This window comes from Propionivibrio soli, assembly GCF_025770765.1.
In the GTDB taxonomy this organism is placed as follows: Bacteria; Pseudomonadota; Gammaproteobacteria; order Burkholderiales; family Rhodocyclaceae; genus Propionivibrio; species Propionivibrio soli.
In genome coordinates this window covers 268,049-293,476 of the sequence record NZ_JANZKY010000005.1, presented here as the reverse complement: position 1 = coordinate 293,476, position 25,428 = coordinate 268,049, and the positions used below count along the sequence as shown (strand labels likewise).

The following is a 25,428-nucleotide window of genomic DNA, read 5'->3' as shown; positions in this document are numbered from 1 at the left end:
TTGGGGGTCTTGCGTGAGTTACGTGAGCGTGCGGTGTTGGGGGGAGGGCAGAAGCGGATCGATCAGCAGCACGAGCGGGGCAAGTTGACCGCGCGGGAGCGGCTGGCGCTGTTGCTGGACGAAGGCTCGTTTCAAGAGTTTGGGGCCTTGGCCACGCACGACCTGACCGCGTTTGGGCTCGACAAGCAGCGTTTCCCGGGAGACGGCGTCGTCACCGGGTTTGGCAAGATCTCCGGGCGGCGGGTCGCCGTCTTTGCCCAGGACTTCACCGTCATGGGCGGCTCCTTCTCCGAAGTCCAATCGCAAAAGATCTGCCGCATTCAGGACATGGCCCTCGAAGCCGGCATTCCCGTCATCGGTCTCGGTGACTCCGGTGGCGCTCGTATTCAGGAAGGCGTACGTAGCCTCGCCGCCTACGGCGAAGTCTTCGTGCGCAACGTCCTCGCCTCCGGCGTCGTTCCCCAGATCTCCCTCATCCTCGGCCCCTGCGCCGGCGGCGCCGTGTACTCCCCCGCGCTCACCGACTTCATCATCATGGCCGGGCAAGGCTACATGTTCCTCACCGGCCCCGAAGTCATCAAGGCGGTGACCGGCGAACAAGTGACCGTCGAAGAACTCGGCGGTGCCGAAGTGCATACCGGCAAGAGCGGCGTCGCCCACCTCGCGGCCGACACCGAAGAAAACGGCCTGGCCCTCATCAAGGCCCTGCTCAGCTACCTGCCGCAGAACAACAGCGAAGAACCGCCGCAGATCGCCTGCGACGACCCGATCAACCGCATGGACGAAGCGCTCAACGAACTCATCCCCGACGGCGAGAACACCCCGTACGACATTCGTGACGCCATCACCGCCATCTTCGACCAGGACAGCTTCCTCGAAGTCCAACCCGAATACGCCGCCAACGCCGTCATCGGCTTCGCGCGCATGGACGGCTACTCCGTCGGCGTCATCGCCAACCAACCGTGCTACATGTCCGGCGCCCTCAACATCGACGCCTCCGACAAGATCGCCCGCTTCATCCGCCTGTGCGACGCCTTCAACGTCCCCATCGTCACCTTCATCGACTGCCCCGGCTTCCTGCCCGGCACCGGTCAAGAATACGGTGGCGTCATCCGTCACGGCGCCAAGATCATCTACGCCTACTGCGAAGCCACGGTGCCGAAGATCTCCATCGTCACCCGCAAGGCCATGGGCGGTGCCTACGTCGCCATGAGCTCGCGGCAGATGCGCACCGACATCACCTTCGCCTGGCCCACCGGCCAGATCGCCGTCATGGGCGCCGAAGGCGCGGTCAACATCCTCTTCCGCGAAGAGATCAAGAAAGCCGCCGATCCCAAGGCCCGCGAACAAGAACTCCTCGCCGAATACCGCGAGCAATTCTTCAACCCCTACCGGGCCGCCGACGTCGGGCAGATCGACGAAGTCATCGAACCGCGCGAATCGCGTCCGCGGCTCGCGCGCGCCCTCGAGATCCTGCGTACCAAGGTCCAGCAGAACCCGTCCAAGAAACACGGCCTCAGCCCCGTGTGACGCCGGCCGGCGCCTGACAGACCGAACCGACGAACGAACACACTAACGCGAGGAAACGATGGAAAACTTGGGCTGGGGCTTACAAATGACCGTCCTCGGCATGGGGCTCGTCTTTGCCCTACTGGCCGTACTGTGGGCGATCCTGAACCTGATCCTGAAACTCGACCAGGAAGAAGCCGAACCGGTGACCGCGCTCGAAGCCACGCAGGCGGCCGAACAGATCGCCGCCGTGGCCGACGGTGCCGTCGGGGCGCAAATCCCCGAACCGGCGACCGTCAACGGCATGCGCGCCGACCTCGTGGCGGCCATCCTGGTCGCCACCATGCAACACCGCCGGGTCCTCCGGCGCCAGGCCGCGCCGATGATGCGCAGCTACTGGCCGGGTAGCCAACTCTTTGCCAGCCGCTGGGTCGCGGCCGGACGGACGCGGCAGAACAACAATTGGCAGCCGAAAGGAAGATGATGCGACGCTATACGATGAACATCGGCGACCGGGAATTCGTGGTCGACGTCCAGGAACTTGCCGCCGACCAATTCTCGGTCGTCGTGGGTGGAGAATCCTACGAAGTAAACCTCTCCGCCGACGAAAGCCTCGGCGAAGCCATTATCACCCCGGACATCAAGTCCGGCGGCAGCGTCCGCGCCGCCGCCCCGGCACGCAAGGAAGCCGCCGCCAAACCGGCTGCCGCCCCGGCGGCCTCGGCCCCGGCCGCCGCGTCGGCCCGCAAACCCGCGGGCGGAGGCGGCAAGGGCACGCAAAGCGCCCCGATGCCCGGCACCATCATTGAAGTCAACGTCAAACCCGGCGACACCGTCGAACGCGGCCAGCAAGTTGCCGTTCTCGACGCCATGAAGATGCACAACATCATCGGCGCCTCGCGTGCCGGCACGATCGCCGAAGTGTACGTGGACGCCGGGCAGGCCGTTGATCACGGAACCGCCCTCCTCAAATACAAGGAGGAGTAAGCGATGATCGATCAAGAAACGATCGGCCTCCTGCTCAAGGGCGTCAACAACGTCACCTGGCAGTCGCTGGTCATGATCGGCGTCTCGTTCGTCCTGCTCTACCTGGCGATCGTCAAGGACTACGAGCCGCTGCTGCTCCTGCCCATCGGCGCCGGGTGTCTGCTCGCGAACCTGCCGCTGTCCCCGCTGATCGGCGAAGAAGGCATGCTCGTCGCCCTCTACCACATGGGGGTCGGCAACGAGATGTTCCCGCTGCTCATCTTCATCGGCATCGGCGCCCTCACGGACTTCGGCCCGCTGTTGGAGAACCCGCGGCTCGTCCTGCTCGGTGCGGCCGGCCAGTTCGGCATCTTCCTCACCCTGATCCTGGCCCTCCTGCTCGGCTTCACACCCAACGAAGCCGCCTCGATCGGCATCATCGGCGCCATCGACGGCCCGACCTCGATCTACGTGAGCGGCATCCTCGCCCCGCACATGCTCGGGCCCATCACCGTGGCCGCCTACAGCTACATGTCGCTGGTGCCGATCATCCTGCCGCCCGTCATCCACCTGATGACGACCAAGGAAGAACGCCTGATCCGCATGCCCTACAGCTCGCGCAAGATCAGCCGGCGTACGCGCATCCTGTTCCCGATCATCGTCACCGTGCTGGTCGGCACCCTGGTGCCGTTTGCCACACCGCTGATCGGCATGCTCATGCTCGGCAACCTGATGAAGGAATCGGGCGCGGTCGAACGGCTGACCAAGGCCTCCGCGGCGGAGATCGCCAACACCGTGACGTTGTTCCTCGGGCTCGCGATCGGCTCCACGATGGTCGGCGCTGACTTCCTGAAGCCGAGCACGCTCTTCATCCTCGTGCTCGGGCTCCTGGCGTTTGCGCTGGACGGCTGTGCCGGCGTCTTCTTCGCGAAGATCCTCAACTGGCTCTCGGGCGGCAAGATCAACCCGATCATCGGCGCGGCGGGCATCAGCGCCTTCCCGATGGCCGCGCGCGTGGTGCAGCGCGTGGCCCAGGAAGAAGACTTCGAAAACTTCCTGCTCATGCACGCCATGGGTGCCAACGCCGCCGGCCAAGTCGCCAGCGTCGTCGCCGGCGGCGTCGTCCTCGCCCTCATGGGCGCCGGCGGGTAATTCCTCGGAAGCGATTGCTGTCGAAAAAAACCTCGCGCTTGCCGCGAGGTTTTTTTTGCTCGTCGGCCTGGGTTATTCGAATTCCAAAATGACCTGATCGACCGCCAAGCTCTCTCCGGCCGACGTCACAATCTTCCTTACTGTTGCATCCTTCTCGGCCTTGAGGACGTTTTCCATCTTCATCGCCTCGATGACTGCGAGCCGTTGTCCGGCGCGCACGCTCTGTCCGGCATGCACAGCCACTTCGCGCAACATTCCAGGCATCGGCGACATCAGGTATTTCGAGAGATCCGGCGGTGTCTTGACCGGCATCAGCGCTAATAGTCGGTCGGCCTTTGCCGACATGACAATCGCCTTCACCTGCTTGCCGAAGTGGCTCATCCGGTATTCGAGGCCGGAACGTTCCACCTGAACGCAGATCGGCTCGCCGTTGCATGTGCCGCGTAGCAGGAGTTCGCGGAACTGCCAATCCGAAACAATCTCGTAGCGCTTGCCTTCCCACTTAATCGCATAGCCGCCGGGAATGGCTTCGAGCTTCATGGGATAGTTCCGACCTTCCATGAACACTACGAAACCCTCGCCGACCTGTCGTGGGTGGCCGATCATTTGGCCGCTGATACGAACGGCACGATCGATATAACGGCGGCGGGCAAACGCTGCGACTGCCGCCAAGCGGGCCGGTTCATCGTAAGGAACGTCAGCGGCCAGGAAACCCTGCGGATACTCTTCGGCAATGAAGCCTGTCGTGAAGATTCCGGACACAAACCGTGGATGCTGCATGATGGCCGCGAGGAACGGAAGATTCGAGCTTACGCCGCGAACGAAGAAGGCATTAAGAGCATCTCGCATGCGGACCACGGCTTGCGTTCGGTTTTCTCCGTGGCAAATGAGTTTGGCGATCATCGAATCGTAGTACATGGAGATCTCGCCGCCTTCGTATACCCCCGTATCTACCCGCACATGGCCTTCGATTACTTCGGGAGGTTGAAAACGGATCAGGCGCCCGGTTGAGGGTAGAAAACCGCGGAACGGGTCCTCGGCGTTTATTCGGCACTCAATGGCCCAACCCAACGGCTTGATGTCCGCCTGCGTCAGAGGCAATTGCTCGCCCGCGGCTACCCGGATCATCAGTTCAACGATGTCGAGCCCAGTAATCATTTCGGTAACCGGGTGCTCGACTTGCAAGCGGGTGTTCATCTCCAGGAAGTAGAAGGACTTGTCGGCACCAACGACAAACTCGACCGTTCCGGCACTTTCGTACCGGACTGCCTTGGCGAGGGCGACAGCCTGAGCACCCATGGCGGCGCGAATCGATTCGTCGATGAACGGCGACGGCGCCTCTTCGACCACCTTCTGGTGTCTGCGCTGGATCGAACACTCGCGCTCGAGGAGGTAAAGCGTGTTGCCGTGCGCGTCCGCGATCACCTGGATCTCGATATGGTGTGGGCCTTCGATGTACTTCTCGATGAATACCCGATCGTCGCCGAAGCTCGTCCGCGCCTCGTTGCGGCACGATTCGAAGCCTTCGGCAACTTCTGCTTCGTTGCGCGCGACACGCAGGCCTTTACCACCACCGCCGGCGGTTGCCTTGATCATGACGGGATAACCGATCGAGCCGGCGACCTTGATCGCATGCTGCGCGTCCTTGATCGGATCGTTGTATCCCGGGATCGTATTCACACCGGCTTCGGTCGCAAGCTTTTTCGACTGGATCTTGTCGCCCATCGCAGCAACGGAGCGGTGTTTCGGCCCGATGAAGACGATCCCGTTCTCTTCAAGGAGGCGCGAGAATTCCGCATTTTCGGAAAGAAATCCGTAGCCGGGGTGAACAGCTTCAGCGCCTGTCTGCTTACAGGCCGCGATGATCTTGTCAATTACGAGATACGAGTCCTTTGCAGGCGCCGGACCGATGCACACAGCTTCGTCGGCGCTGAGGACATGAAGTGCGTCGTTGTCTGCTTCCGAATAAACGGCAACGGTTGCAATGCCCATACGGCGTGCTGTCTTGATCACGCGGCACGCAATTTCGCCACGGTTGGCAATCAGGATTTTCTTGAACATGGAGGTACCCTCGCGGAGGGGAGCGCTTCTACATCTATCGAGCGTATGCGGCCAGGGCCTTGTGTGCGCTTCCCAGTATTATTGGTCGACTAGAGCGGGATATTGCCGTGCTTGCGCCACGGATTTGTTAGCTGCTTATGGCGAAGCATGGCGAGAGAGCGGCAAATACGTTTGCGCGTTTCGTGCGGCATGATGACGTCGTCGATGAAGCCACGGGCGCCGGCGACGAAGGGGTTGGCGAATCGCGCTCGGTACTCGGCCTCGCGTTGTGCAATCTTGACCGGGTCGCCCTTGTCTTCTCGGAAAATGATCTCGACGGCGCCCTTTGGCCCCATGACCGCGATTTCCGCCGAAGGCCACGCAAAGTTGACGTCGCCACGCAAGTGTTTCGACGCCATGACGTCGTAGGCTCCGCCATAAGCCTTGCGCGTGATGATGGTCACTTTCGGAACGGTGCATTCGGCATAGGCATAAAGGAGTTTTGCGCCGTGCTTGATGATGCCGCCGTACTCCTGCGCCGTACCGGGCATGAACCCCGGTACATCGACGAAGGTGACGATTGGAATGTTGAACGCGTCGCAAAAGCGGACAAATCGGGCCGCCTTGGTCGAACTTCTGATGTCCAGACAGCCGGCCATGACGAGCGGCTGGTTGGCGACAAAACCGACCGGGGAGCCATCGAGACGGCCGAAACCGATGACGATATTCTGCGCATAGTCCGGTTGCAACTCGAAGAAGTCGCCGTCGTCCACAGTCTTCAGTATGAGTTCTTTGATGTCGTACGGCTTGTTGGGGTTGTTCGGGACCAGCGTGTCTAGAGAGAACTCGATCCGGTCAGCCGGGTCCTGCCCCGGCCACGTCGGCGGTTTTTCCCGGTTGTTCGCTGGAATGAACCCAACTAGCCGACGGATCATAAGTAGGGCTTCGACGTCGTTTTCGAAGGCCAGATCGGCGACGCCCGATTTTGTCGTATGCGTGATCGCACCGCCCAGTTCTTCCGGGGTGACTTCTTCGTGCGTGACAGTGCGTACCACTTCCGGCCCGGTCACGAACATATACGACGAATCCTTGACCATGAAGATGAAGTCGGTGATGGCCGGGCTATAGACTGCCCCTCCAGCACATGGTCCCATGATGAGCGAGATCTGCGGGATGACGCCCGAGGCGAGGACGTTGCGCTGAAAAACGTCAGCGTAACCGCCGAGCGACGCTACCCCTTCCTGAATGCGGGCGCCACCGGAGTCATTCAATCCGATGACCGGTGCGCCCACCTTCATGGCGTGATCCATGAGCTTGCAGATCTTTTCGGCGTGGGTTTCGGAAAGCGAGCCGCCAAGGACAGTGAAGTCCTGCGAGAAAACGAAGATCAGCCGACCGTTGATCGTTCCATAACCCGTGACTACGCCGTCACCAGGAACCGACTCTGCTTCCATGCCGAAATCCGTGCATCGGTGCTCCTTGAACATGTCCCATTCTTCAAAGGAACCTGTATCGAGAAGTAGCTCGATACGCTCGCGGGCCGTGAGCTTTCCTTTGGCATGCTGACTGTCGATGCGCTTCTGGCCACCGCCGAGGCACGCCGCCTTACGTTTTTCCGCAAGCTGCTCGATGATGTCGTGCATGAATTCTCCCTCCGGTTTTTCGGGAGGGATGAGACTGCCCAAAGCGCGGGCAGTTCAATCGGCGGGGATAAAGGTTATGAAACCTGGTGCTTCAGGCAGTCGAGCAGGCGGTATGCGGCCGCTCCGGGAGTGGCGCGACCTTCCGCGACGTCGCGCGTGAGCCTCGGCAAGGAAGAATGGACTTCCGGATGTTCTCGGAAGTAATGCCGCAGGCCCGAATCGATGAGGCTCCACATCCAGGCAACGGCTTGCCGCCGGCGCTTTTCGGAGAACTCGCCGCTGTCGGTCATGGTTTTCCGGTAGCGTTCGATTTCGGCCCAGAATTCGGGGATGCCGCTCTTCGCCAGCGCGCTTACTTTCAACACGGGCGGGCGCCAGTTCTTGCTTGCCGTACGCAGCATGGTGAGGGCGGTCCGCATCTGCACGCGCGCAAACTCGGCCGCGCGTTCGTCGATGTCCGCCTTGTTGAAGACGATAATGTCCGCAATCTCGACGATGCCCTTCTTGATCGCCTGCAAATCGTCGCCTGCGTTGGGCAATTGCAGCAGGACGAAGACGTCGACCATCCCTGCGACCGTCGTTTCGGATTGACCAACGCCGACCGTCTCTACGATGACCACATCAAACCCTGCCGCTTCGCAGGCCAGGATCGCTTCGCGAGTCTTTTCTGCTACGCCGCCCAGAGATCCCGCGGAGGGGCTGGGACGGATGAATGCTTCCTCGCGCTGACACAGCGATTCCATTCGGGTCTTGTCGCCCAAAATGGAACCCCCGGAAACCGAGGATGAGGGATCGACGGCCAGGACGGCCAAACGGTGGCCCTGGTCGATGACCCAGTTACCAAGAGCTTCGATGAACGTCGATTTGCCGGCACCCGGTACGCCCGAGATACCGACACGAATCGCTTTTCCGGTATGCGGCAGCAACGCGGCGAGGACCTTCTGCGCGCGTTGCTGATGATCCGCACGGGTTGATTCGATGAGAGTGATCGTTTTGGCGAGCGCGCGCCGTTGTTTCGTCAGCACGCCGTCGACCAGATGCCGGTCGGCGGCGTCAAGCACGGGTTCGGGCGTTGCGCTTGCCTCCATCTTCACTCTCTCCTGCTCAGGCCTTGGCGGCCTTCTTGATTTCTTCCAACACCTTACGTGCTGAGTCCTCGATACGGGTGCCCGGGCCGAAGACTGCCTTGGCGCCGGCGGCGAACAGCGCATCGTAGTCCTGGGCCGGGATGACGCCGCCGGCGAAGACGATGATGTCGTTGGCACCTTGGGCCTTCAACGATTCAATCAATTGCGGAACGAGCGTCTTGTGGCCGGCCGCAAGCGACGAACAGCCGACGGCGTGCACGTCGTTTTCGATCGCCTGACGAGCCGCTTCTTCCGGTGTTTGGAAGAGCGGGCCGACGTCGATGTCAAAGCCGAGGTCGGCATAGGCCGTAGCCACGACCTTGGCGCCCCGGTCGTGACCGTCCTGGCCGAGCTTGGCGATCATGATGCGCGGACGACGTCCGTGCTCCGCGGCGAACTTGTCGATGTCCGACTTGATCGATTCCCAGGTTTCTTGACCTTGCACGACGCCTCCGTAAACACCCGAGATAGTCTGGTTGTTGGCGCGGAAACGGCCGAAGACCTTTTCCAGCGCATCGGAAACTTCACCGACCGTGGCGCGCAGGCGCATCGCTTTGACCGTAAGGTCGAGCAGGTTGCCTTCGCCCGTTTCGGCACACTTGGTGAGGGCGGCGAGGGCGGCCTGGACGGCGGCGCTGTCGCGCGTGGCGCGGATTTGCTTCAGGCGCGTGATTTGCGATTCGCGGACGGCGTGGTTGTCGACCTCGAGAATCTCGATCGGGGCTTCCTTCGCCAGCTTGTACTTGTTGACGCCGACGATGACCTTCTTGCCGGAGTCGATCTGCGCCTGCGTTTCGGCCGCGCACTTCTCGACTTCCATCTTGGCCCAGCCCGACTCGACGGCCTTCACCATGCCGCCCATCTTGTCGATTTCCTGGATGATGGCCCACGCCTTGTCGGCCATATCCTGGGTCAGCTTCTCCATCATGTATGAACCGGCCCACGGATCGACGACGTTACAGATCTTCGTTTCTTCCTGGATGACGATCTGCGTGTTGCGGGCGATGCGCGCAGAGAATTCGGTCGGCAAGGCGATCGCTTCGTCGAGGGCGTTGGTGTGCAGCGACTGCGTGCCACCGAAGACGGCAGCCATGGCTTCGATCGTCGTGCGGATTACGTTGTTGTACGGATCCTGCTCGGTCAGCGACCAGCCGGACGTCTGACTGTGCGTACGCAGCATCATCGACTTCGGGCTCTTGGCGCCGAATTCGCTCATGATGCGGTGCCACAGCATGCGGCCAGCGCGCATCTTCGCGATTTCGAGATAGAAGTTCATGCCGACGGCCCAGAAGAACGACAGGCGACCGGCGAAGTCGTCGACGTCGAGGCCCGATTCGATACCGGTGCGTACGTATTCCTTACCGTCAGCGAGCGTGAAAGCGAGTTCGATTGCCTGGTTGGCTCCCGCTTCGGAGATGTGGTAGCCGGAGATCGAGATCGAGTTGAACTTCGGCATGTTCTTGGCGGTATATCCGAAGATGTCGGCGATGATCTTCATCGACGGCTTCGGCGGATAGATGTAGGTGTTACGCACCATGAACTCTTTGAGGATGTCGTTCTGGATGGTGCCGGACAGCTTGTCCTGCGGAACGCCTTGCTCTTCCGCGGCGACGATGTAACCGGCCAGAACCGGCAAAACGGCGCCGTTCATCGTCATCGAAACGGAAACCTTTTCCAGCGGGATGCCGCTGAAGAGGATCTTCATGTCCTCGACGGAGTCGATCGCCACGCCGGCCTTGCCGACGTCGCCGACGACGCGAGGATTATCGGAGTCGTAGCCGCGGTGGGTCGCCAGGTCGAAGGCGACGGAAACGCCCTGGCCCCCGGCGGCGAGCGCCTTGCGGTAGAAGGCGTTGGATTCTTCGGCCGTCGAGAACCCGGCGTATTGGCGGATGGTCCACGGACGCACGGCGTACATCGTCGCCTGTGGGCCGCGGATATAGGGAGCTTGACCCGGCAGCGTATCGGCGTAGGGCAGGTTCTCGACGTCGCTCTTCGTGTAGAGCGGCTTGACGACGATGCCTTCGGAGGTGACCCAGTTCAGGGCTTCAACGTCACCGTTCGGGGCGGACTTGGTAGCCGCTTTTTTCCAGAGATCCAGATTCTTGGAATCTGGAAATACCGGCTTGCTCTCGCTAGACATGGTATGACCTTTCAGGAAGTAAAAACTTGGGGGCGGCCTTGGCCGGATAACCGTGAATCGGAAACCGACTGCAAGGGTTGCGCGGACATTGTGCGGATGTACGCTGCAACGGCGCCTTGAATACGCGATGGTACTTTATCGATTGGCCCGAAGCAAGGAAAAGCGGGCGTTTCCGGCGATTCTCCCGTTACAAATCAAGGACTACGGAGCGGTTCCTGCCCCCTTCAGGTTCACGAGAAAAGCTTCCATAACATGCGGACGGCAAGCGCGATGAGAAGCCCCGCAAAAACGCGTTTGAGCGTCGCCACGGGCAGGCGATGCGTGAGCATGGCGCCGAATGGAGCGGCGAGCATACTGGGCACCACCATCCAGATGAGCGCGGGTACATACACGAAGCCCAGACTCCATGCAGGCAGCGCGGCGTGGTCCCAGCCGTTGAAAACGTAACCGAGCGAACCGCCGAGTGCGATCGGAAAACCGACCGCTGCCGAAGTGCCGATGGCGTTCTGCACTTTGACGTTGCACCACGTCAGAAAAGGGACGGTGAAAGCGCCTCCTCCGATAGCGGCCAATGCCGAGACGGTGCCGATGCCCAAGCCGACCGAGAACACGCCTGCTGCCCCCGGGAGTTCGCGCGACGGTTTTGGCTTCAGGTTCAGGATCATTTGCGTCGCTACGAGGCAGACGAAAACGGTGAAGAAAACCGCCAGCGGGCGGGCCGGCACGTGGGCCGCGAACAGCGTTCCGATACCCGTTCCGACCAGGATGCCGGGGGTGATCTGACCGACCACGCGCCACAGAACCGCGCCGTGCCGATGGTGGGCGCGCAGGCTCGAGAATGAGGTGAAAAGGATCGTCGCCATCGAGGTACCGAGCGCCATATGAAGGACTTCGGCGCGCGGAAAGGCTTCCTGCGCCGAGAACAACATGGCGAGCATCGGCACCATGACGAGTCCACCGCCGATTCCCAGCATTCCGGCAGAAAAGCCGGTGAAGAGTCCCAGGGCGATGTAAGCCAGCCACCAATCCACGGTGCCTCCCAATGTGCTTTTTGTCTTGTTTTGCTGTCGCGGGATTTCTTTGTTGCCTGACGCCGACCGAGAGCCGGGTCGGCGTCGCTAGAATTGTTTTGCCTAAAGCCGGGACCGCAATACCCCGGTCATCTGTTCGCGTGACAATTGTACCGGTGCGTTCTTGTTGTTCGACTTGTCGAGGATTTTGTCCAGATCCGTTTCGCGCACGCCGAATTGCCCCAGCCTCGGAATGCGCGTCCTCTCGATCCATGTCTCGAGCGTTTCCACAAGCAATCTGCTGTCGCCGACGACGTCCCCGGTGGTCCGACCGGTGAGCAATGCGCCTGCTCTCGCGTATTTGTGCAGCGCAGCGTGGTATCTGCCGGTATCGCTGATCAACGCGTCGACGACCGCTCGCGTCGCGGCGCCGACCAGTGTGCCGCAGACGACGCCATGCGGAATCTCATGGAAGCCTCCGATCGGTCCGGCAAAGCCGTGAACGACGCCGAGGCCCGCGTTGGCCAGTACGGCGCCTGAGATCAACGCGGCATAAGCCATGTCGCTACGTGCCTCACGGTTTGTGGCACCCTGTTCGAATGCGGCCAGGAAACCTGACGCGGCCCGGATCAAGCCGCTCTCTGCCAACGCATCAGTGATGGGCGACGCTTTCGTGGAGACGTAGGCTTCAATCAATTGCGTCAGGGCGTCGAGGCCGCAGGCGGCGGTCACGTCCGGCGGACAAGTCAGAATGAGTTCGGGGTCGACAAGCGCAATGTCGGGAACGAAAGCGTCGTGCCGTAAAGATGACTTGTAACCGTCGGGTCCGATGTCGCTCAGCACGGCATTCTTGGTCGATTCGGCGCCCGTTCCGGACGATGTGGGTACGGCGATGAAGGGTACCTTGCGGCCGTCGTGCTTGCGCGTTTCCATGCCTTCGAGAAAGGCGGTAACCGAGCCTTCCTGCAGCAGCATTGCGGAGATCGCTTTACCAGCGTCGACGACACTGCCGCCGCCAATCGCGGCCACGCAGTCTACCGTGCCGCGAAGCCGCGCCACGGTATCGTCAACGAAGCGGGGAGAAGGTTCGCCGGACACCGACACATGGTCGATGGCGACCCCATTTTCAGCCAGCGACGACGTCAGTTGGTCGTAATGTGGCGAGCGCAAAAAGGACTTTGCCCCGGTAACCAGCAGAACCTTGCGCCCTTTTTGCGCAATCAGGTTCGGCAGTTGTCTGATTTTTCCCGGCCCGAAATGAATTTCCGGCATGCGGGCGAATACAAACGGCTCGATGGTTTCCATGGCGTTTCTCGATTGGCTGCGACCGGGCCGGCAGGGCGAAACAAATCGTTGTACGACGAAGTTCGCTCGTCGCCCGATGTCTTGGTTTAGGACATTGTAGCGATTGCTTGCCGTCGGAACCTGCTTGTCTCGCGGAGGGTTGGGGCCGGATTGGCTCTTGGCTAGTGCTCGTTGTCGGGGCTTCAGTGGGCGGTCGACGTCTTTACCGTTTCCTTCTCGCCACTCGCATGGTCTGTGGCGGAAAGGTTTTGAGCCTTGCGAAGTTCGTCCACGGTCAAAACACGGGCAATGGCTTCGCGCTCGCGAACCGCGTCAATATTGCGAGCGGCTGACGCGCGGTTGAACCACGCGTAGGCAAGAATCAGGTCTTTATCGACCCCGATCCCATCTCGATAGAGGCGCCCCAACTCGAGCATACCTTCCGGGTGGCCACGCCGCGCCGCGGTTCGTATCCATTTGGCAGAAAGATCGAAATCCTGCAGGACGCCGACGCCGGTCCGCGAGAGTCGCCCAAGGTAGATCATGGCCTCGGTATGTCCGTTTTCCGCTGCTGTTTTCAGCCAACGCACGGCATCTTTTGAATTCTCCGGCGTGTGCGCCGGGTCGAGAAGGAGCGCTTCTCCCAGTCGGAACTGGGCTTCGGGGTCACCGGCCTCCGCAGATTTCCTGACTTCCGGGTCAAGAGACGCGACCGTGGGAGAGCCATCCAGCGGCGACTCGCTACTGTCGGGCAACAGCCACAAAAGCGCTGCGAAGACGACGACCGCAACGAACGCCGCCGGTGCGTACGCAGTCGCCGGGTTTTTAGCCGCAGGCGCAGGTTTGGCCGCAATGAAACGGTGCGAGCACTTGAGGCACCTGTACGGCGCGCTCTCAGGGTGATTGTTTTTTTCTGTCGCGGAAAGCCACCGGGAATCACGACATTCCGGACTCTGGCAGCGTGGGCATATCACGGCGGAGGGGCGAGACATAACGTTGCATCACCTCGATTCGATGGCGTCCGGCCAGCACATCATAAATGGTAGTCCGGGAGTGCCCGGAAACAACCAACTATTCTAATTGAATTATTGCTCGTGCTTATCGCCTGATCCTGGGCGGCATTTCGCCCGGGGCCCTGGGACTTCGCGCAAACGTCGGCGGCGCAGTACCGGTTGGCTCATTGACTGCTAGCGACCCGAGACAGGCCGTTTTGGTTCCACGTACGCACTCTAAGTACCCGCCTGTTTAGGGTTCCTCGACGTCGGACGAAAAAAATCCCGGGAAACCCCGGGATTTCGAAAGCGGTAATGGAAAGCTCTTCTTGGAACGGCCTTCAGCCGTGGAATTTCGCTACTTTGCCGTACCGACGGCGGTTCCCCGGGAAAACCACTTTCGGAATACTGTAAGCGGGCTGACCCCCTGGTTCATGATCAGCGCGAGCAGGATGACGATGCCGGTAGCGATCGGGTGGAAAGCGGACGGCATGTCGAGCAGGTTCAGGCCGTTATTGATGAAGCCGACCATGATTGCACCGATCAGGGCCCCGGCGACGGACCCACTGCCGCCCATAAGGCTCGTACCGCCGACGACGACGGCTGTAATGACATCCAGCTCGTAACCCGAGGCGTTCATGGCGTAGGCCTGCTGGGTGAGCGAAGCCATCACGATGCCGGCGATCGTCGCGGTGAGCGAGGAAATGACGTAAGCGTAGATTCTCGTGCGATCAGGATTCACTCCGGACAGCTTGGCTGCCACTTCATTGGCGCCCACCGCAATCGACTGCCGGCCGAATACCGTGTGCCGGAGAAGGATGTGGCTGACCACAGCCAACAGCGCCATGATGTAGATCGGGATCGGTATGCCAAGGAACTTCCCTACGCCGATGGCCAAAAACGGTTTGGGTTCCATGATCGTGATCTGGTCGCCGTTTGAGATCAACATGGCGAGACCGAAAAGATAGGTCTTCGCCGCCATGGTGACGATGAACGCCGGGACCATGAATTTGGTCGTAACGATTCCGTTGATCCAGCCGATGAGAATCCCGAAAGCCAGCGTCAAGAGCAAGGCGACAATCCAGTTCATGCCATAGGTGTTCATCAGCACGTTGGCCACGATTCCGGCCAGCGCCGCCATCGAGCCCACCGACAGGTCGATGCCACCGGTAATGGGCGAGTAGATGAAGCCAGCCGACATGATCCCGATCAAACAGACGGACCAGAGAACGTTGGTCAGGTTGTCCACCGTGAGGAAACGGTTGGAAATAAGCGACAGGAACAGCATCAGCAAGAGGAGGATTCCGAACAGGCGGAACTCTTGCGGAAGCTTCCTGGAACCGAGCAGGCTTTTCATTGGACACCCCCTTCGACGATACCCGAGGCAGCACGCAACACCTGTTCCTCGGTGACCACGCCTTGGGTGAATTCCTTGATGATCCGACCCTTGCGCAGAACGATGATCCGGTCGGAGAGGCGCGTCAGTTCGGGAAGGTCGGACGAGATCACGATGACGGCAACACCTTCTTGTGAGAGTCGTTCGATCGTCTGGTACATCTCTTCCTTGGCTCCGATATCGATACCGACTGTGGGTTCGTCGACAATCAGAAGCTTGAGGTTACGGATCAGCCATTTGCCGACGACCACCTTTTGCTGGTTACCTCCCGACAAGTTGCCTACAAGAACGTCGGGATTGGCCGGTTTGACGTTGAGCAAGGTGATCGCTTTGTTCGACAACTCGAGTTCCTTGCTGTCGCTGACGAACCCCGCACCATTGGAGATTGAGTCGAGGTTGGGAATGCCGATGTTGCCGGTAATCGAGATGGCTCCCATGATTCCTTGCAGGCGCCTTTCCTCCGGTACAAAACCGAAGCCGCTGGCGATCGATTTTTCGACGGTCGGTGCATAGGGTTTGCCCTGGTACTTGATCGTCCCGCTATCATACGGATCGATTCCATAGATTGCGCGCATCAGTTCGGTTCTGCCCGAACCCACGAGGCCGCCAAAGCCGAGAACCTCGCCTTTGTGCAGTTTGAACGAGATGTCCTTGAGCTTGCCTTCGGAGCTGAGCTGGTTGACTTCGAGGACCACTTCGCCGGCGCTTTTGTCCACCATCTGGTGGTGCGACTCGTCGGCTGTGAGTTCACGACCGATCATCAGGCGAATGATCTCGGCTGGGCTGATTTCGTCGCCTTCAAGCACCGAGACGAGCTTGCCGTCGCGCAGCACGGTCACGCGGTCGGAGAGGTCGTAAACCTCTTCCATCCGATGCGAGATATAGACGACGGTGATGCCTTCGGCCTTGAGCATGCGAATGATGCCGAACAATCGCTCGCTTTCGGTGGCGGTGAGCGAACTCGTCGGTTCGTCCATGATCATCAGGGACGCCTTGTTCGATAGCGCCTTGAGGATCTCGACGGTCTGCCGCTGTGCGATCGGAAGCCGGTCGATGACGTCGGTGGCCTTGAGATCGAAGCCGTATTTTTCGATCATCGCTTGTGCCATCTGATTCATCTTCTTGATGTCGATGATCGGCAGTCCTGGTAGCAAAGGCTCTTTGGTCAGAAAGATATTCTGTGCGACCGTCATGCCATGAATCAGGCTGAGTTCCTGGTAGATGACGGCGATGCCGAGTTTCTCTGAAGCGCTCTTGCTGTGTTCGAGAGGGACGTCGTATCCGTCGAATGCAATCGTCCCGGCGTTACGGTTCGTGATGCCGGTGATGATTTTGATCAGTGTTGACTTGCCGGCGCCATTCTCCCCGACGAGGGCGTGGATTTCGCCACGCCGCAGGAAGAAATCGACACCGCTCAGAACCTGCGGACCGTTGTAGTTCTTGTCGATGCCTCGGCATTCGAGCAGCAGTTCGCTTTTGCCGTTGGTGCTCATGCTCCCGCCTCCTTGCCTTGCATCGCCTTTCTCCGTGCCGCTTGCGCTGCCTTCTTCTCCGCGAACGCCTTGTACCAAACGTCGACGACGACCACGACGATAATGATGCCGCCAATGACGATCGGCTGAATATAGGGCGACAGGCCCAGCTTGAGGATGCCGTTCTTGACGAGCGCAAGGAACAGCGTGCCGATGACCGTTCCCCAAATGTCGCCGATACCGCCGGTAAATGGCGTACCGCCAATGACCACCGAAGCGATGACGTCCATTTCCGAGCCAATACCGAACTCCGGCATGGCGGTCATCATCCGCGCCGCCAAGAAGATCGAGGCCAGTGCCGCGCAGAAGCCCGAGAACATATAGACGCCAATCAAGGTTCGATCCGTGTTGATGCCCGAAAGGCGGGCCGCCGTCGGGTTCGCGCCTGTCGCATACACGTTGGTGCCGGCGCGGGTCCGCTTCAGGAAGAACTGAGTTGCCGCGGCGAGCAGTACGAATACGATGGTGACGATATAGACCGGGCCGATCGTTTCTCCGAGTGAGAGGAAGAGTTCGTCCTCGATGAAGACGTTCTTCACGAATCCCTGGTCGTCTTTCACCGCGACGATGAGCGCAAGCCCGGCCAAGATGCCGCGGGTTGCCAGGGTGACGATGAATTCCGGAAGCTTGAAATGCGTGATGAAGAACCCGTTAACCCAGCCGATGGCACAGCCGAAAGCCAAGGCCACTGGTATGTAAACGTAGGCCGGCAGCTGCGTGTAGGAGATGAAGTTGACGCAGATCATCGACGTGATAGCGATGACGGCGCCAATCGACATGTCGATCCCGGCGGTGATCAGAATCAGGGTGAAACCGATCGCCACGATACCCGTCAGCGACGCGTCCTGAAGCAGCGTCATCAGGTTATCCAGCGACAGGAAGGTGGGGTTGGCGAACGACAGGGCGATGCCGATGGCAACAAGCAGCCCGGTCAGAATTAAGCGTCGTATAGCACTGACCGACACAATGCGACCTCCGAACTTGTTTCTCGTGATGTGGCAGGCGGCAGAGCGTGGCCCCGCCGCCGCGTCAGAGGCTTACCAGCGTTCTTCCGGCTTGATTTGCGCGACGGTGTCTTTGGTCGCCGCGAAAGGCGGGACCGTGACGATTTCCGTCTTGTCGCCCTTCTTCTTCGCTCCGGAAAGCATGTCGAGTGCGTACTTCGCCGCCGTCGCGCCCTGGTTGTAGGCGTTGGTGTAGGCGGTGCCGGTGATCTTGCCTTGTTCGATCAGCGTCAATGTGCTCTTCTGTCCATTGAATCCCCAGATCTTCACCTTGTTCAGGCGGCCGGCGGATTCGGCGGCGATCATTGCACCTTCGGCCATGTTGTCGTTAACCGCGAACACAGCATCGAGGTCCTTGTTGACCTGCAGGAAGCTGTTCATGATCTCGATCGCCTTGTCCTTGTTCCACTGGCCATTCTGCGCCCCAACGATCTTGATCTCCGGGAAGAGCTTCGCCATGGCGGCGCGGAACCCTTTTTCGCGTTCTACGCCGGCTTGAGCTCCCGGAGGCGATTGGATGATGGCGACGTTACCTTTGCCGCTCAGCGCCTTGCCGATCTGCTCTCCGACCAGGTAGCCCGCGCCTTCATCGTCCATCGTCACGCAGGCGGCGTGCGGGAGCTTGGTGTCCGTATTCAGCGTGATGACGGGAATCCCTTTGCCCTCGGCCTTTTTGACACTTGCCGTGAGAGCGGCGGCGTCGATCGGCTGCAGGATGATGGCGTTGTAACCCTGGTTGATGAAGTCGTCCATCATCGTCACCTGGATTTCGGCCTTCATTTGCGCGTCGAGCGCCTGGAAGCTGACGTTCTGTCCCTTCAGGGTGTTTTCAATCCCGGTCTTCCATGCCTGGGTCAGCGCCTGACCGACCGTGCTCGGCAAGTACCCGATCTTCATCGTCTGTGCTTGAGCTACGCCGCAAGCCAGTCCGCATACGGCTAATGCGGTTGCGATCCACTTTTTCGTTGCCATCGTCCCCTCCTAGAGATTTGGTTATGCTGCGTGTGGCGAAACGATCAATATGAACGTTACGGAACCATTCTATATTCAAAATGTCAGCTTTGGCAAGCTGAATTTGTAAGGGCTATATATTATGAAAATCAACAAGTTAAACGCTAGCATGTGATTGGAGAAAAATTCGTGTTGATCGGTGATAAGAAAAAATGTGGTCGTTTAATCGCCAAATAGCGATCATAATGTGCTTATTGAGGTAGAATGCGCTCGTCTTTGTAAGGGGTGGAGTCGGAGGGGGCATGGAAAACCTAGTCGGCATCTATGAGAAAGCGCTGCCGAGACAAATGTCTTGGGGGGAGCGTTTCGCTGCTGCGCGCGACGCCGGATACGATTTTGTCGAGATATCGGTCGACGAAACGGCGGAACGCATGTCGCGTCTCGACTGGAGCGTGGCCGAGCGGTTGGCGTTCTTCCGCGCGTCGCGAGAGAGCGGAATCCCTGTGCCGAGCATGTGCTTGTCGGGGCACCGAAAAATTCCTTTCGGCAGCGCGGACCCGGAGGTGCGCTCCCAGGCGGCCGCTTTCATGGAGAAGGCGATCCGCTTTGCGAGCGACACCGGAATTCGCGTCATCCAACTCGCAGGGTATGACGTGTACTACGAACCTACGACGGCCGCCTCGCGCGAGCATTATTACGAGGGCATGGCACGGGCGTTGGAAGTCGCGGCGCGGTACCAAGTGACACTCGCTCTTGAGATCATGGACACGACGTTCCAGAACTCGATTAGCAAGTATTTGCGGCTCAAGGAGCGCCTTCCGTCTCCTTGGTTCTTCGTCTACCCGGATCTTGGCAACCTGACGGCTTGGGGGAACGATGTGCCGGATGAGTTGCGGCGCGGCATCGAACACATCGTCGGCGTGCACGTAAAGGAAACGTTACCCGTTACGCCGGGGTTTCCCGGCGCGTTCCGCGACATTCCATTTGGCGAGGGAACGGTGGACTTCGTCACCTGCTTCAAAACCCTGCACGACCTGCATTATGCGGGGCCGTTCCTGGTGGAGATGTGGACCGAGAAGGCTGCAGACCCGTTACGTGAGATTGCTGCGGCGAGATGCTGGGTCGGCGAGCGGCTCAAACAAGGAGGATACGAGTAATGCTGGAACAATTGAAGGAAGAAGTCCTTGGGGCCAATCTCGAGTTGCCGCGCCTGGGGTTGGTGGATTTCACCTGGGGCAACGTCAGTGGGAAAGATCAGGAAACCGGGGCGATTGTCATCAAGCCCAGCGGCGTGCCGTACGAGAAGATGAAGGTTTCCGATATGGTCGTGGTCGATGCAGGCGGCCGCGTGATCGAGGGCGATTTGCGCCCGTCGTCCGATTTGCCAACCCACGTGGTCTTGTACCGCGATTTCCAGGGAATCGGCGGCGTAGTGCATACCCACTCCACATGGGCGACGGTTTGGGCCCAAGCAGGCAAAGGAATTCCTGCCCTCGGGACAACGCACGCCGACTATTTCTTCGGCGAGATTCCCTGCACACCGGTCCTGTCACAGCAGCAGACGTCCGGCGATTACGAAGTGGAGACGGGGCTGGCAATCATCGAGCGGTTCCGTGCCGGGAAACTCAGCGCAGTCGACATGCCGGCCGTCCTGGTCGCCAACCACGGGCCGTTCGCCTGGGGGGCAAGCGCGGAAGACGCCGTGCATAACGCCGCTGTCTTGGAACTCGTCGCCCGCATGGCAATGCTTACGTTGCAGATGGATGGCGCTTTACCCGCGATGCCGCAGCATTTGCTGGAAAAACACTTCTTCCGCAAACACGGGCCTAGCGCTTACTACGGGCAGAAGTAGTTCTTCGGCAAGAGGGCGGGTGGGTCGGCGGTTGTACCCAACCACCTGACTCTTGTCTCGCTCCCTCGTTCCTAGTCCTCGTCCTGAACGCGAACGACGGCGACCCCCGCTTCTTCGAGCTCGGCGCAGAATGCAGCCGGCGTCCCCCAGTCGGTGACGATCATGTCGATACGGGCGAGCGGGCAGGTGAGAAAACTCGAAACACAGTTCATCTTCGAGTGATCGGCGACCACGATCACTTTGCCGCTCGAGTTTTCGATCATCGCCTTGTTGACGCCCGTCTCTTGGTGGACGGCGGAAGTGCAACCCTTCTTGATGCTGACGCCATTGATCCCTAGCACGGTGATGCTCGAGAAAATGCTGTGCAGGCCGGCGATGGTGAGATCGCCCACGAGGGACTTGGATTGGCTGCGATACTCGCCGCCTAACAGAATGAGCTCCGTCTTAGGGTCAAGATCGAGTCCGAGGCAGGCCGCATTGTTGGAGACGAGACGCACCTTCTTGCCATTCAGATGACGTATGACTTCGAGCGTAGTCGACCCGGCGTTGACAAATACCGTGTCGTTTTCCGCGATCAGGTCGGCCACGTAACGGCCGATAAGCAGCTTCTCGCGTTTGGCGACGCTGTCTTTCTCTTCGAAGAATTCTTCCAGGCGAAGCCCCGAGGCGAGCACGGCACCGCCACGCGTACGCTCGAGGAGTTTGTTATTGGCGAGCGTGTCGAGGTCGCGGCGTATCGTGATTTTCGAGACGCCGAATTCGTTCGACAGCTCATCGGCCGAGACCGATTGCCGTTGATACAGCATCTCCAGAATCTTCTTGTGCCGATAGTTCGTGATGATCATTTTCGGGCTGGCAGCGGGTTCGATATGGGGTGTCGTCACTTCATCCTCTCCCGCAAGTCAGGTGTGGCAAGCGCTTCATAGAGAGCCTGCGCGCGTCGGCGCTGGCGTTCATACAGAGGCGCTAAGGCGGGATCGGGTCGATATGATACCGAAGAACCTTCCCGAGTAGCTGCCGCGAAAGCGTCCGGGTAACTGCCGTGCGCGCCGCAGGCCACGGCGGCGGCCATCCAGGCGCCCCGAGATGTCGCCTCGTTGTCGCTGAAGCGGACAACGTCGCGTTCCAGAACATCGCTTTGAATCTGATTGAATAGGTCGGAGCGCGTCAGGCCCCCCGATACGCTGACGGACTCCACCCGACCGCAGAGGTTCTCCACGAGTTCGAGGCTGCCTTTCATTTCGACGGCGATGCCCTCGAGGATCGCCCGAGCCATGTCGCCGCGCGTAGTTTCCAGCGAGAGATTGAAGAACGTCCCTTTTGCCCCTGGATCCCAATACGGTGTCCCGCTGCCCTTGAAGTGCGGGAGAAGAATCAGGTCGCTGGCTCCCGGGGGCGACTGAGCGGCTTCCTTGTTCAACATGGCAAAGCCCTCGCCTCCGTGGCAGGTTTCGGAGAACCACCGGTAAATGCTGCCCGATGTAAGCACGGCCGCTTCCACAATGTAGGCTCCGGGAATGGCGGAAACGTTGCACGATACGCGCATGCGATCGTCGAACACGGGGTGGCCGGAATGCCCGATCAGGTATGAACCGGTACCCGTATTCGTTACGGCGCGCTTACCGGAGAACAGTCCGAGTCCGAGCGCGGCGCACTGTTGATCACCGCCCGCGCTGACGATCGGCAAGCCGGATGGGAGGCCCACGGTGGCCGCGATCGAGGATTGCAATGTGCCGACGATCGACCCGGGTGGTACGAGATCGCAAAGTTTCTCGCGGGGAACCTCGAAAATGCCGAGCAACTCGTCGTCCCAACTGCGCGTTGCCAGGTCGAGTAAATTCGTGCGGCCGCCGAACGTCTGATCGGTGACCAGTTTGCCGGACAGGAGAAACACGATCCAATCCTGGATGCCGATGAGGCGCGCGGCGCGCGTCCACAGGTCGGGGCGTTCTCGCCGCAGCCATCTCATCTTCAAGGCAGAGAAGACGGGCGAAATCTGCAATCCCGTTTTTCGATACACGATCGCGTTGTGCTCCGCCATCTCCCCGGCGAGCGAGGCTGTCCGCCGGTCCTGCCACATGATCGCCGGGTGTAGCGGCGTCCCGTTCCGGTCAATCGGAATCAGCGATGAGCGTTGTGCCGTTAGAGAAAGGCAAACGGGGGCAATGCCCGCGCTTTTCGCGAAACGGCTGATCGAGCTCAAGAGTTCGACGAGCAGGCTAGACCACGCGCCGGCGTCCTGCTCCACCCTCCCATCGTTGAAATGTTGGGGAGCGTTGTCCTTTTGCTCTATCCGAACGATCTTGCCGTCGGGTGCATGCAACGCGGCGCGCATGCTGGTCGTGCCCACATCGATCGAAACAATACCTTCCATGAGCCTCGTTTCCCGGGCAGGTCCTTATCGACGACCTTTCCCGATTCCGCGCCAGCGGAAAAATCCGTTCTAAGTCACACAAACGATCGATATGATCGTTATTGGCTTCTTGTTTTTACCATAATGATATAAAATTTGTCAAAACAAGTCGTTTTGATAAGAGGCCAGAATGAAAATCGAAAAGCGTTTTCTGACAGAAATGAACCGTTGCTATTCCGCTGCCAGTATCCAGGTCGACGGCGGTACGCGGATACTTCTCGCCACGGAAGGGGAGGGCCCTTGCTTGGCATGGAACGCCCCAGATTACGCTACGCCGCACACCGTGTGGGAGGGGCCTGGGGGGACGATGTCAATGGTGCCCATTCCCGGAACGAACGGCGAGTTTCTCGCCGTGCAAAAGTTCTTCAAGATGTTCCAGTGGGAAGAAGCCAAAGTGGTGCACGTGCGGCCCTTGGCTTCTGGCGGCTACGAAGTGACGGACATTCTACAGCTGCCGTACATCCATCGCTTTGATCTCCTGTCGGTCAATGGCCGTCACTATTTCATCGGCTGCACCTTGGCGACGCACAAGGACTCCAAAGAGGATTGGTCTTCGCCAGGCAAGATCTGGGTCGGTGAGTTTACAGGGCCGGGGCCGCTTGAGGTCCGCGTTCTCAAGGATGGTTTGACCAAGAACCACGGGTACAGCCGGCTGGTGCTTTCCGGTGCCATGCATGGCCTCGTGACGTGCGAGCAGGGCGCTTTTCGCGTCTCGCCCCCCCAAACGCCTGGAGCGGACTGGACGGTCGAGCAGTTCATGGACTGGCCGATCAGCGACATATCTGCGATTGACATCGATGGGGACGGCGAACTCGAGTACGCGACGATCGAGCCGTTCCACGGCCAGTATTTTCGCATCTACAAGAAGGTGGGAGGCGCTTTCAAGCGCGTTTATGAACACCCCGAGGTAACCGAGTTTTATCACGTCGTCGTTGGCACGCACTTGGCGGGAAGGCCCGTGTTTATTGGTGGCTGTCGGCGAGGAAAGCAGCAGTTGTTCTACGTTCGAGCGACTCAAACGTCGCCGTTGCGGCTCGAGGCGACAGTGATTGAAGAGGGCGTTGGGCCGAGCAACGTCCATGTCCTACACGAGAAAGAACGCGACATCATCGTCGCTGCGGATCGGGAAGTCGCGCAAGCGGCTTTGTATGTGGTCACAAAGAGCGAGTAATCCCCCGATAACGATCAAAACGATCTTGTAAAAGAATAGTTTTGATCGTACTATGAGCGCATTCGACATGGCGACCGGCAGAAAGATCGGCGCTGTGGCTGACCTGACAACATCGGCAAGTCGGCGGTACGCCGATAAGGATTGACTGGAGAAGATGGCATGGCGAAGGTAGACGAGATCACCAAGGAATCCTGGGTGCTGAGCACGTTCCCGCAATGGGGTACCTGGCTTAATGAAGAAATCGAGCGGGAAGCGGTCAAGCCCGGCACATTCGCCATGTGGTGGCTGGCCTGTACCGGCATCTGGGTGAAGACCGAGGGCAATACCAATATTTGCATCGATTTCTGGTGCGGTACTGGCAAGCGTTCGATGAAAAATCCATTGATGGATCCGCATCACCAGATGGCGCGCATGAGCGGCTGCGTCGCGCTGCAACCGAACCTGCGCGTATCGCCGTTCGTTCTCGACCCGTTCGCCATCAAGCAGATCGATGCCGTCATCTCGACGCACACGCATAACGACCACATCGACATCAACGTCGCCGCCGCCGTGCTCAAGAACGTCGAGGCCAAAGTGCCGTTCATCGGCCCGAAATCCTGCGCCGACCTGTGGAAGAAATGGGGTGTGCCGGAAGACCGCATCATCACGGTCAAGCCTGGGGACACGATCAAGATCGGCGACATCGAACTCGTCGCGCTCGAGTCATTCGACCGCACGATGGCCATCACGCTACCCAAGGAAGAAACCGCCAAGGACAAGATGCCGGTCAACATGGACGACGTGGCGGTCAACTACCTTGTCAAGACACCAGGTGGCAACCTCTACCACAGCGGTGACTCGCATTACTCGAATGGTTACGCCAAGCATGGCAACGAGCACAAGGTCGATGTGGCGCTCGGCTCCTACGGCGAAAACCCGCGCGGCATCACCGACAAGATGACCTCGTCGGATATCCTGCGCATGGCCGAGGCGCTCAACACCAAGGTGATGATCCCGTTCCACCACGACATCTGGTCGAACTTCATGGCCGACCCGATGGAGATCACGACCTTGTGGAACATGAAGAAGGACCGCCTGAAGTACCAGTTCAAGCCGTACATCTGGCAGGTCGGCGGCAAGTTTGTCTATCCCGATAACAAGGACGACATGGAGTTCCACTTCTACCGCGGCTTCGACGACGTATTCACCAAGGAAACGGACCTGCCGTTCCCGTCATTCCTCTAGTTTCCAAGTTCTGGACGGT

Annotated in this window: 21 protein-coding genes; 8 read left to right on the top strand and 13 right to left on the bottom strand. The window is 59.7% G+C overall.

Going from position 1 to position 25,428, the window contains the following annotated elements; all coding sequences use genetic code 11:
* From NZ453_RS07855 to NZ453_RS07840, 4 genes are all read left to right on the top strand, one after another.
* On the top strand, positions 1–1,530 hold a 1,530-nt coding region (locus NZ453_RS07855; protein WP_420851616.1), incomplete at its 5' end, for an acyl-CoA carboxylase subunit beta.
* A gap of 58 nt (positions 1,531–1,588) precedes the next feature.
* Entirely contained in the window at positions 1,589–1,993 is a 405-nt protein-coding gene (locus NZ453_RS07850) for an OadG family protein (RefSeq protein WP_263769936.1), read from the top strand.
* The gene (locus NZ453_RS07845; RefSeq protein ID WP_263769935.1) at positions 1,990–2,496 is read left to right on the top strand and encodes an acyl-CoA carboxylase biotin carboxyl carrier protein subunit; all 507 of its coding nucleotides are present in this window, start codon (positions 1,990–1,992) and stop codon (positions 2,494–2,496) included. The genes NZ453_RS07850 and NZ453_RS07845 overlap by 4 nt, the downstream gene beginning before the upstream one ends.
* A 3-nt stretch (positions 2,497–2,499) precedes the next feature.
* On the top strand, positions 2,500–3,627 hold the full coding sequence (locus tag NZ453_RS07840) for a sodium ion-translocating decarboxylase subunit beta (RefSeq protein WP_263769934.1): 1,128 nt from the start codon (positions 2,500–2,502) through the stop codon (positions 3,625–3,627).
* Between the two features lie 72 nt (positions 3,628–3,699).
* On the opposite strand, the gene NZ453_RS07835 is transcribed toward NZ453_RS07840, so the two are convergent.
* From NZ453_RS07835 to NZ453_RS07785, 11 genes are all read right to left on the bottom strand, one after another.
* Positions 3,700–5,688 carry an acetyl-CoA carboxylase biotin carboxylase subunit gene (locus tag NZ453_RS07835; RefSeq protein WP_263769933.1) on the bottom strand — a complete coding sequence of 663 codons (1,989 nt, stop codon included), beginning with the start codon at positions 5,686–5,688 and terminating at the stop codon, positions 3,700–3,702.
* Between the two features lie 89 nt (positions 5,689–5,777).
* Positions 5,778–7,310: an acyl-CoA carboxylase subunit beta gene (locus NZ453_RS07830; RefSeq protein WP_263769932.1), complete on the bottom strand. Its 1,533-nt coding sequence runs from the start codon at positions 7,308–7,310 to the stop codon at positions 5,778–5,780.
* Between the two features lie 74 nt (positions 7,311–7,384).
* Positions 7,385–8,398, bottom strand: coding sequence for a methylmalonyl Co-A mutase-associated GTPase MeaB (gene meaB, locus NZ453_RS07825; protein ID WP_263769930.1), 1,014 nt, complete (start codon positions 8,396–8,398; stop codon positions 7,385–7,387).
* A gap of 16 nt (positions 8,399–8,414) precedes the next feature.
* On the bottom strand, positions 8,415–10,580 hold the full coding sequence (gene scpA, locus NZ453_RS07820; RefSeq protein ID WP_263769929.1) for a methylmalonyl-CoA mutase: 2,166 nt from the start codon (positions 10,578–10,580) through the stop codon (positions 8,415–8,417).
* A gap of 230 nt (positions 10,581–10,810) precedes the next feature.
* Positions 10,811–11,611, bottom strand: a complete 801-nt coding sequence (locus NZ453_RS07815; protein WP_263769928.1) for a sulfite exporter TauE/SafE family protein — start codon at positions 11,609–11,611, stop codon at positions 10,811–10,813.
* Between the two features lie 102 nt (positions 11,612–11,713).
* Positions 11,714–12,895 carry an iron-containing alcohol dehydrogenase gene (locus NZ453_RS07810; protein WP_263769927.1) on the bottom strand — a complete coding sequence of 394 codons (1,182 nt, stop codon included), beginning with the start codon at positions 12,893–12,895 and terminating at the stop codon, positions 11,714–11,716.
* Between the two features lie 182 nt (positions 12,896–13,077).
* Positions 13,078–13,629, bottom strand: coding sequence for a tetratricopeptide repeat protein (locus tag NZ453_RS07805; RefSeq protein ID WP_263769926.1), 552 nt, complete (start codon positions 13,627–13,629; stop codon positions 13,078–13,080).
* A gap of 595 nt (positions 13,630–14,224) precedes the next feature.
* Positions 14,225–15,223 carry an ABC transporter permease gene (locus tag NZ453_RS07800; protein WP_263769925.1) on the bottom strand — a complete coding sequence of 333 codons (999 nt, stop codon included), beginning with the start codon at positions 15,221–15,223 and terminating at the stop codon, positions 14,225–14,227.
* A complete protein-coding gene (locus NZ453_RS07795; RefSeq protein ID WP_263769924.1) occupies positions 15,220–16,755 on the bottom strand; it encodes a sugar ABC transporter ATP-binding protein in 1,536 nt (511 codons plus the stop codon). Before NZ453_RS07795 ends, NZ453_RS07800 begins: the two co-directional genes overlap by 4 nt.
* Positions 16,752–17,759: an ABC transporter permease gene (locus tag NZ453_RS07790; RefSeq protein ID WP_263769922.1), complete on the bottom strand. Its 1,008-nt coding sequence runs from the start codon at positions 17,757–17,759 to the stop codon at positions 16,752–16,754. Before NZ453_RS07790 ends, NZ453_RS07795 begins: the two co-directional genes overlap by 4 nt.
* Before the next feature lie 72 nt (positions 17,760–17,831).
* Positions 17,832–18,770 carry a sugar ABC transporter substrate-binding protein gene (locus tag NZ453_RS07785; RefSeq protein WP_263769921.1) on the bottom strand — a complete coding sequence of 313 codons (939 nt, stop codon included), beginning with the start codon at positions 18,768–18,770 and terminating at the stop codon, positions 17,832–17,834.
* Between the two features lie 281 nt (positions 18,771–19,051).
* Here NZ453_RS07785 and NZ453_RS07780 point away from each other — a divergent pair, with 281 nt between their 5' ends.
* Both NZ453_RS07780 and NZ453_RS07775 read left to right on the top strand, forming a co-directional pair.
* Positions 19,052–19,906, top strand: a complete 855-nt coding sequence (locus NZ453_RS07780) for an L-ribulose-5-phosphate 3-epimerase (protein WP_263769920.1) — start codon at positions 19,052–19,054, stop codon at positions 19,904–19,906.
* Entirely contained in the window at positions 19,906–20,601 is a 696-nt protein-coding gene (locus tag NZ453_RS07775; RefSeq protein ID WP_275983102.1) for an L-ribulose-5-phosphate 4-epimerase, read from the top strand. The genes NZ453_RS07780 and NZ453_RS07775 overlap by 1 nt, the downstream gene beginning before the upstream one ends.
* A 71-nt stretch (positions 20,602–20,672) precedes the next feature.
* Here NZ453_RS07775 and NZ453_RS07770 read toward each other — a convergent pair whose 3' ends face one another.
* Positions 20,673–21,485, bottom strand: a complete 813-nt coding sequence (locus tag NZ453_RS07770; protein ID WP_263769919.1) for a DeoR/GlpR family DNA-binding transcription regulator — start codon at positions 21,483–21,485, stop codon at positions 20,673–20,675.
* The gene (locus NZ453_RS07765; protein WP_263769917.1) at positions 21,482–22,975 is read right to left on the bottom strand and encodes an FGGY-family carbohydrate kinase; all 1,494 of its coding nucleotides are present in this window, start codon (positions 22,973–22,975) and stop codon (positions 21,482–21,484) included. The genes NZ453_RS07770 and NZ453_RS07765 overlap by 4 nt, the downstream gene beginning before the upstream one ends.
* A 169-nt stretch (positions 22,976–23,144) precedes the next feature.
* Here NZ453_RS07765 and NZ453_RS07760 point away from each other — a divergent pair, with 169 nt between their 5' ends.
* Complete coding sequence (locus NZ453_RS07760; RefSeq protein ID WP_263769916.1) at positions 23,145–24,185, top strand: P-loop NTPase family protein; 1,041 nt, start codon at positions 23,145–23,147, stop codon at positions 24,183–24,185.
* 159 nt (positions 24,186–24,344) lie between these two features.
* Positions 24,345–25,409, top strand: a complete 1,065-nt coding sequence (ulaG, locus tag NZ453_RS07755) for an L-ascorbate 6-phosphate lactonase (protein ID WP_263769915.1) — start codon at positions 24,345–24,347, stop codon at positions 25,407–25,409.
* The last annotated feature ends 19 nt before the right edge of the window (positions 25,410–25,428 follow it).

Excerpts from the sequence above, each read along its gene's own strand:
- NZ453_RS07850 (WP_263769936.1), top strand. The coding sequence starts at position 1,589 with ATGGAAAACTTGGGCTGGGGCTTACAAATGACCGTCCTCGGCATGGGG.
- NZ453_RS07845 (WP_263769935.1), top strand. The coding sequence starts at position 1,990 with ATGATGCGACGCTATACGATGAACATCGGCGACCGGGAATTCGTGGTC.
- NZ453_RS07840 (WP_263769934.1), top strand. The coding sequence starts at position 2,500 with ATGATCGATCAAGAAACGATCGGCCTCCTGCTCAAGGGCGTCAACAAC.
- NZ453_RS07835 (WP_263769933.1), bottom strand. The coding sequence starts at position 5,688 with ATGTTCAAGAAAATCCTGATTGCCAACCGTGGCGAAATTGCGTGCCGC.
- NZ453_RS07830 (WP_263769932.1), bottom strand. The coding sequence starts at position 7,310 with ATGCACGACATCATCGAGCAGCTTGCGGAAAAACGTAAGGCGGCGTGC.
- meaB (WP_263769930.1), bottom strand. The coding sequence starts at position 8,398 with ATGGAGGCAAGCGCAACGCCCGAACCCGTGCTTGACGCCGCCGACCGG.
- scpA (WP_263769929.1), bottom strand. The coding sequence starts at position 10,580 with ATGTCTAGCGAGAGCAAGCCGGTATTTCCAGATTCCAAGAATCTGGAT.
- NZ453_RS07810 (WP_263769927.1), bottom strand. The coding sequence starts at position 12,895 with ATGGAAACCATCGAGCCGTTTGTATTCGCCCGCATGCCGGAAATTCAT.
- NZ453_RS07800 (WP_263769925.1), bottom strand. The coding sequence starts at position 15,223 with ATGAAAAGCCTGCTCGGTTCCAGGAAGCTTCCGCAAGAGTTCCGCCTG.
- NZ453_RS07795 (WP_263769924.1), bottom strand. The coding sequence starts at position 16,755 with ATGAGCACCAACGGCAAAAGCGAACTGCTGCTCGAATGCCGAGGCATC.
- NZ453_RS07785 (WP_263769921.1), bottom strand. The coding sequence starts at position 18,770 with ATGGCAACGAAAAAGTGGATCGCAACCGCATTAGCCGTATGCGGACTG.
- NZ453_RS07780 (WP_263769920.1), top strand. The coding sequence starts at position 19,052 with ATGGAAAACCTAGTCGGCATCTATGAGAAAGCGCTGCCGAGACAAATG.
- NZ453_RS07775 (WP_275983102.1), top strand. The coding sequence starts at position 19,906 with ATGCTGGAACAATTGAAGGAAGAAGTCCTTGGGGCCAATCTCGAGTTG.
- NZ453_RS07765 (WP_263769917.1), bottom strand. The coding sequence starts at position 22,975 with ATGGAAGGTATTGTTTCGATCGATGTGGGCACGACCAGCATGCGCGCC.
- NZ453_RS07760 (WP_263769916.1), top strand. The coding sequence starts at position 23,145 with ATGAAAATCGAAAAGCGTTTTCTGACAGAAATGAACCGTTGCTATTCC.
- ulaG (WP_263769915.1), top strand. The coding sequence starts at position 24,345 with ATGGCGAAGGTAGACGAGATCACCAAGGAATCCTGGGTGCTGAGCACG.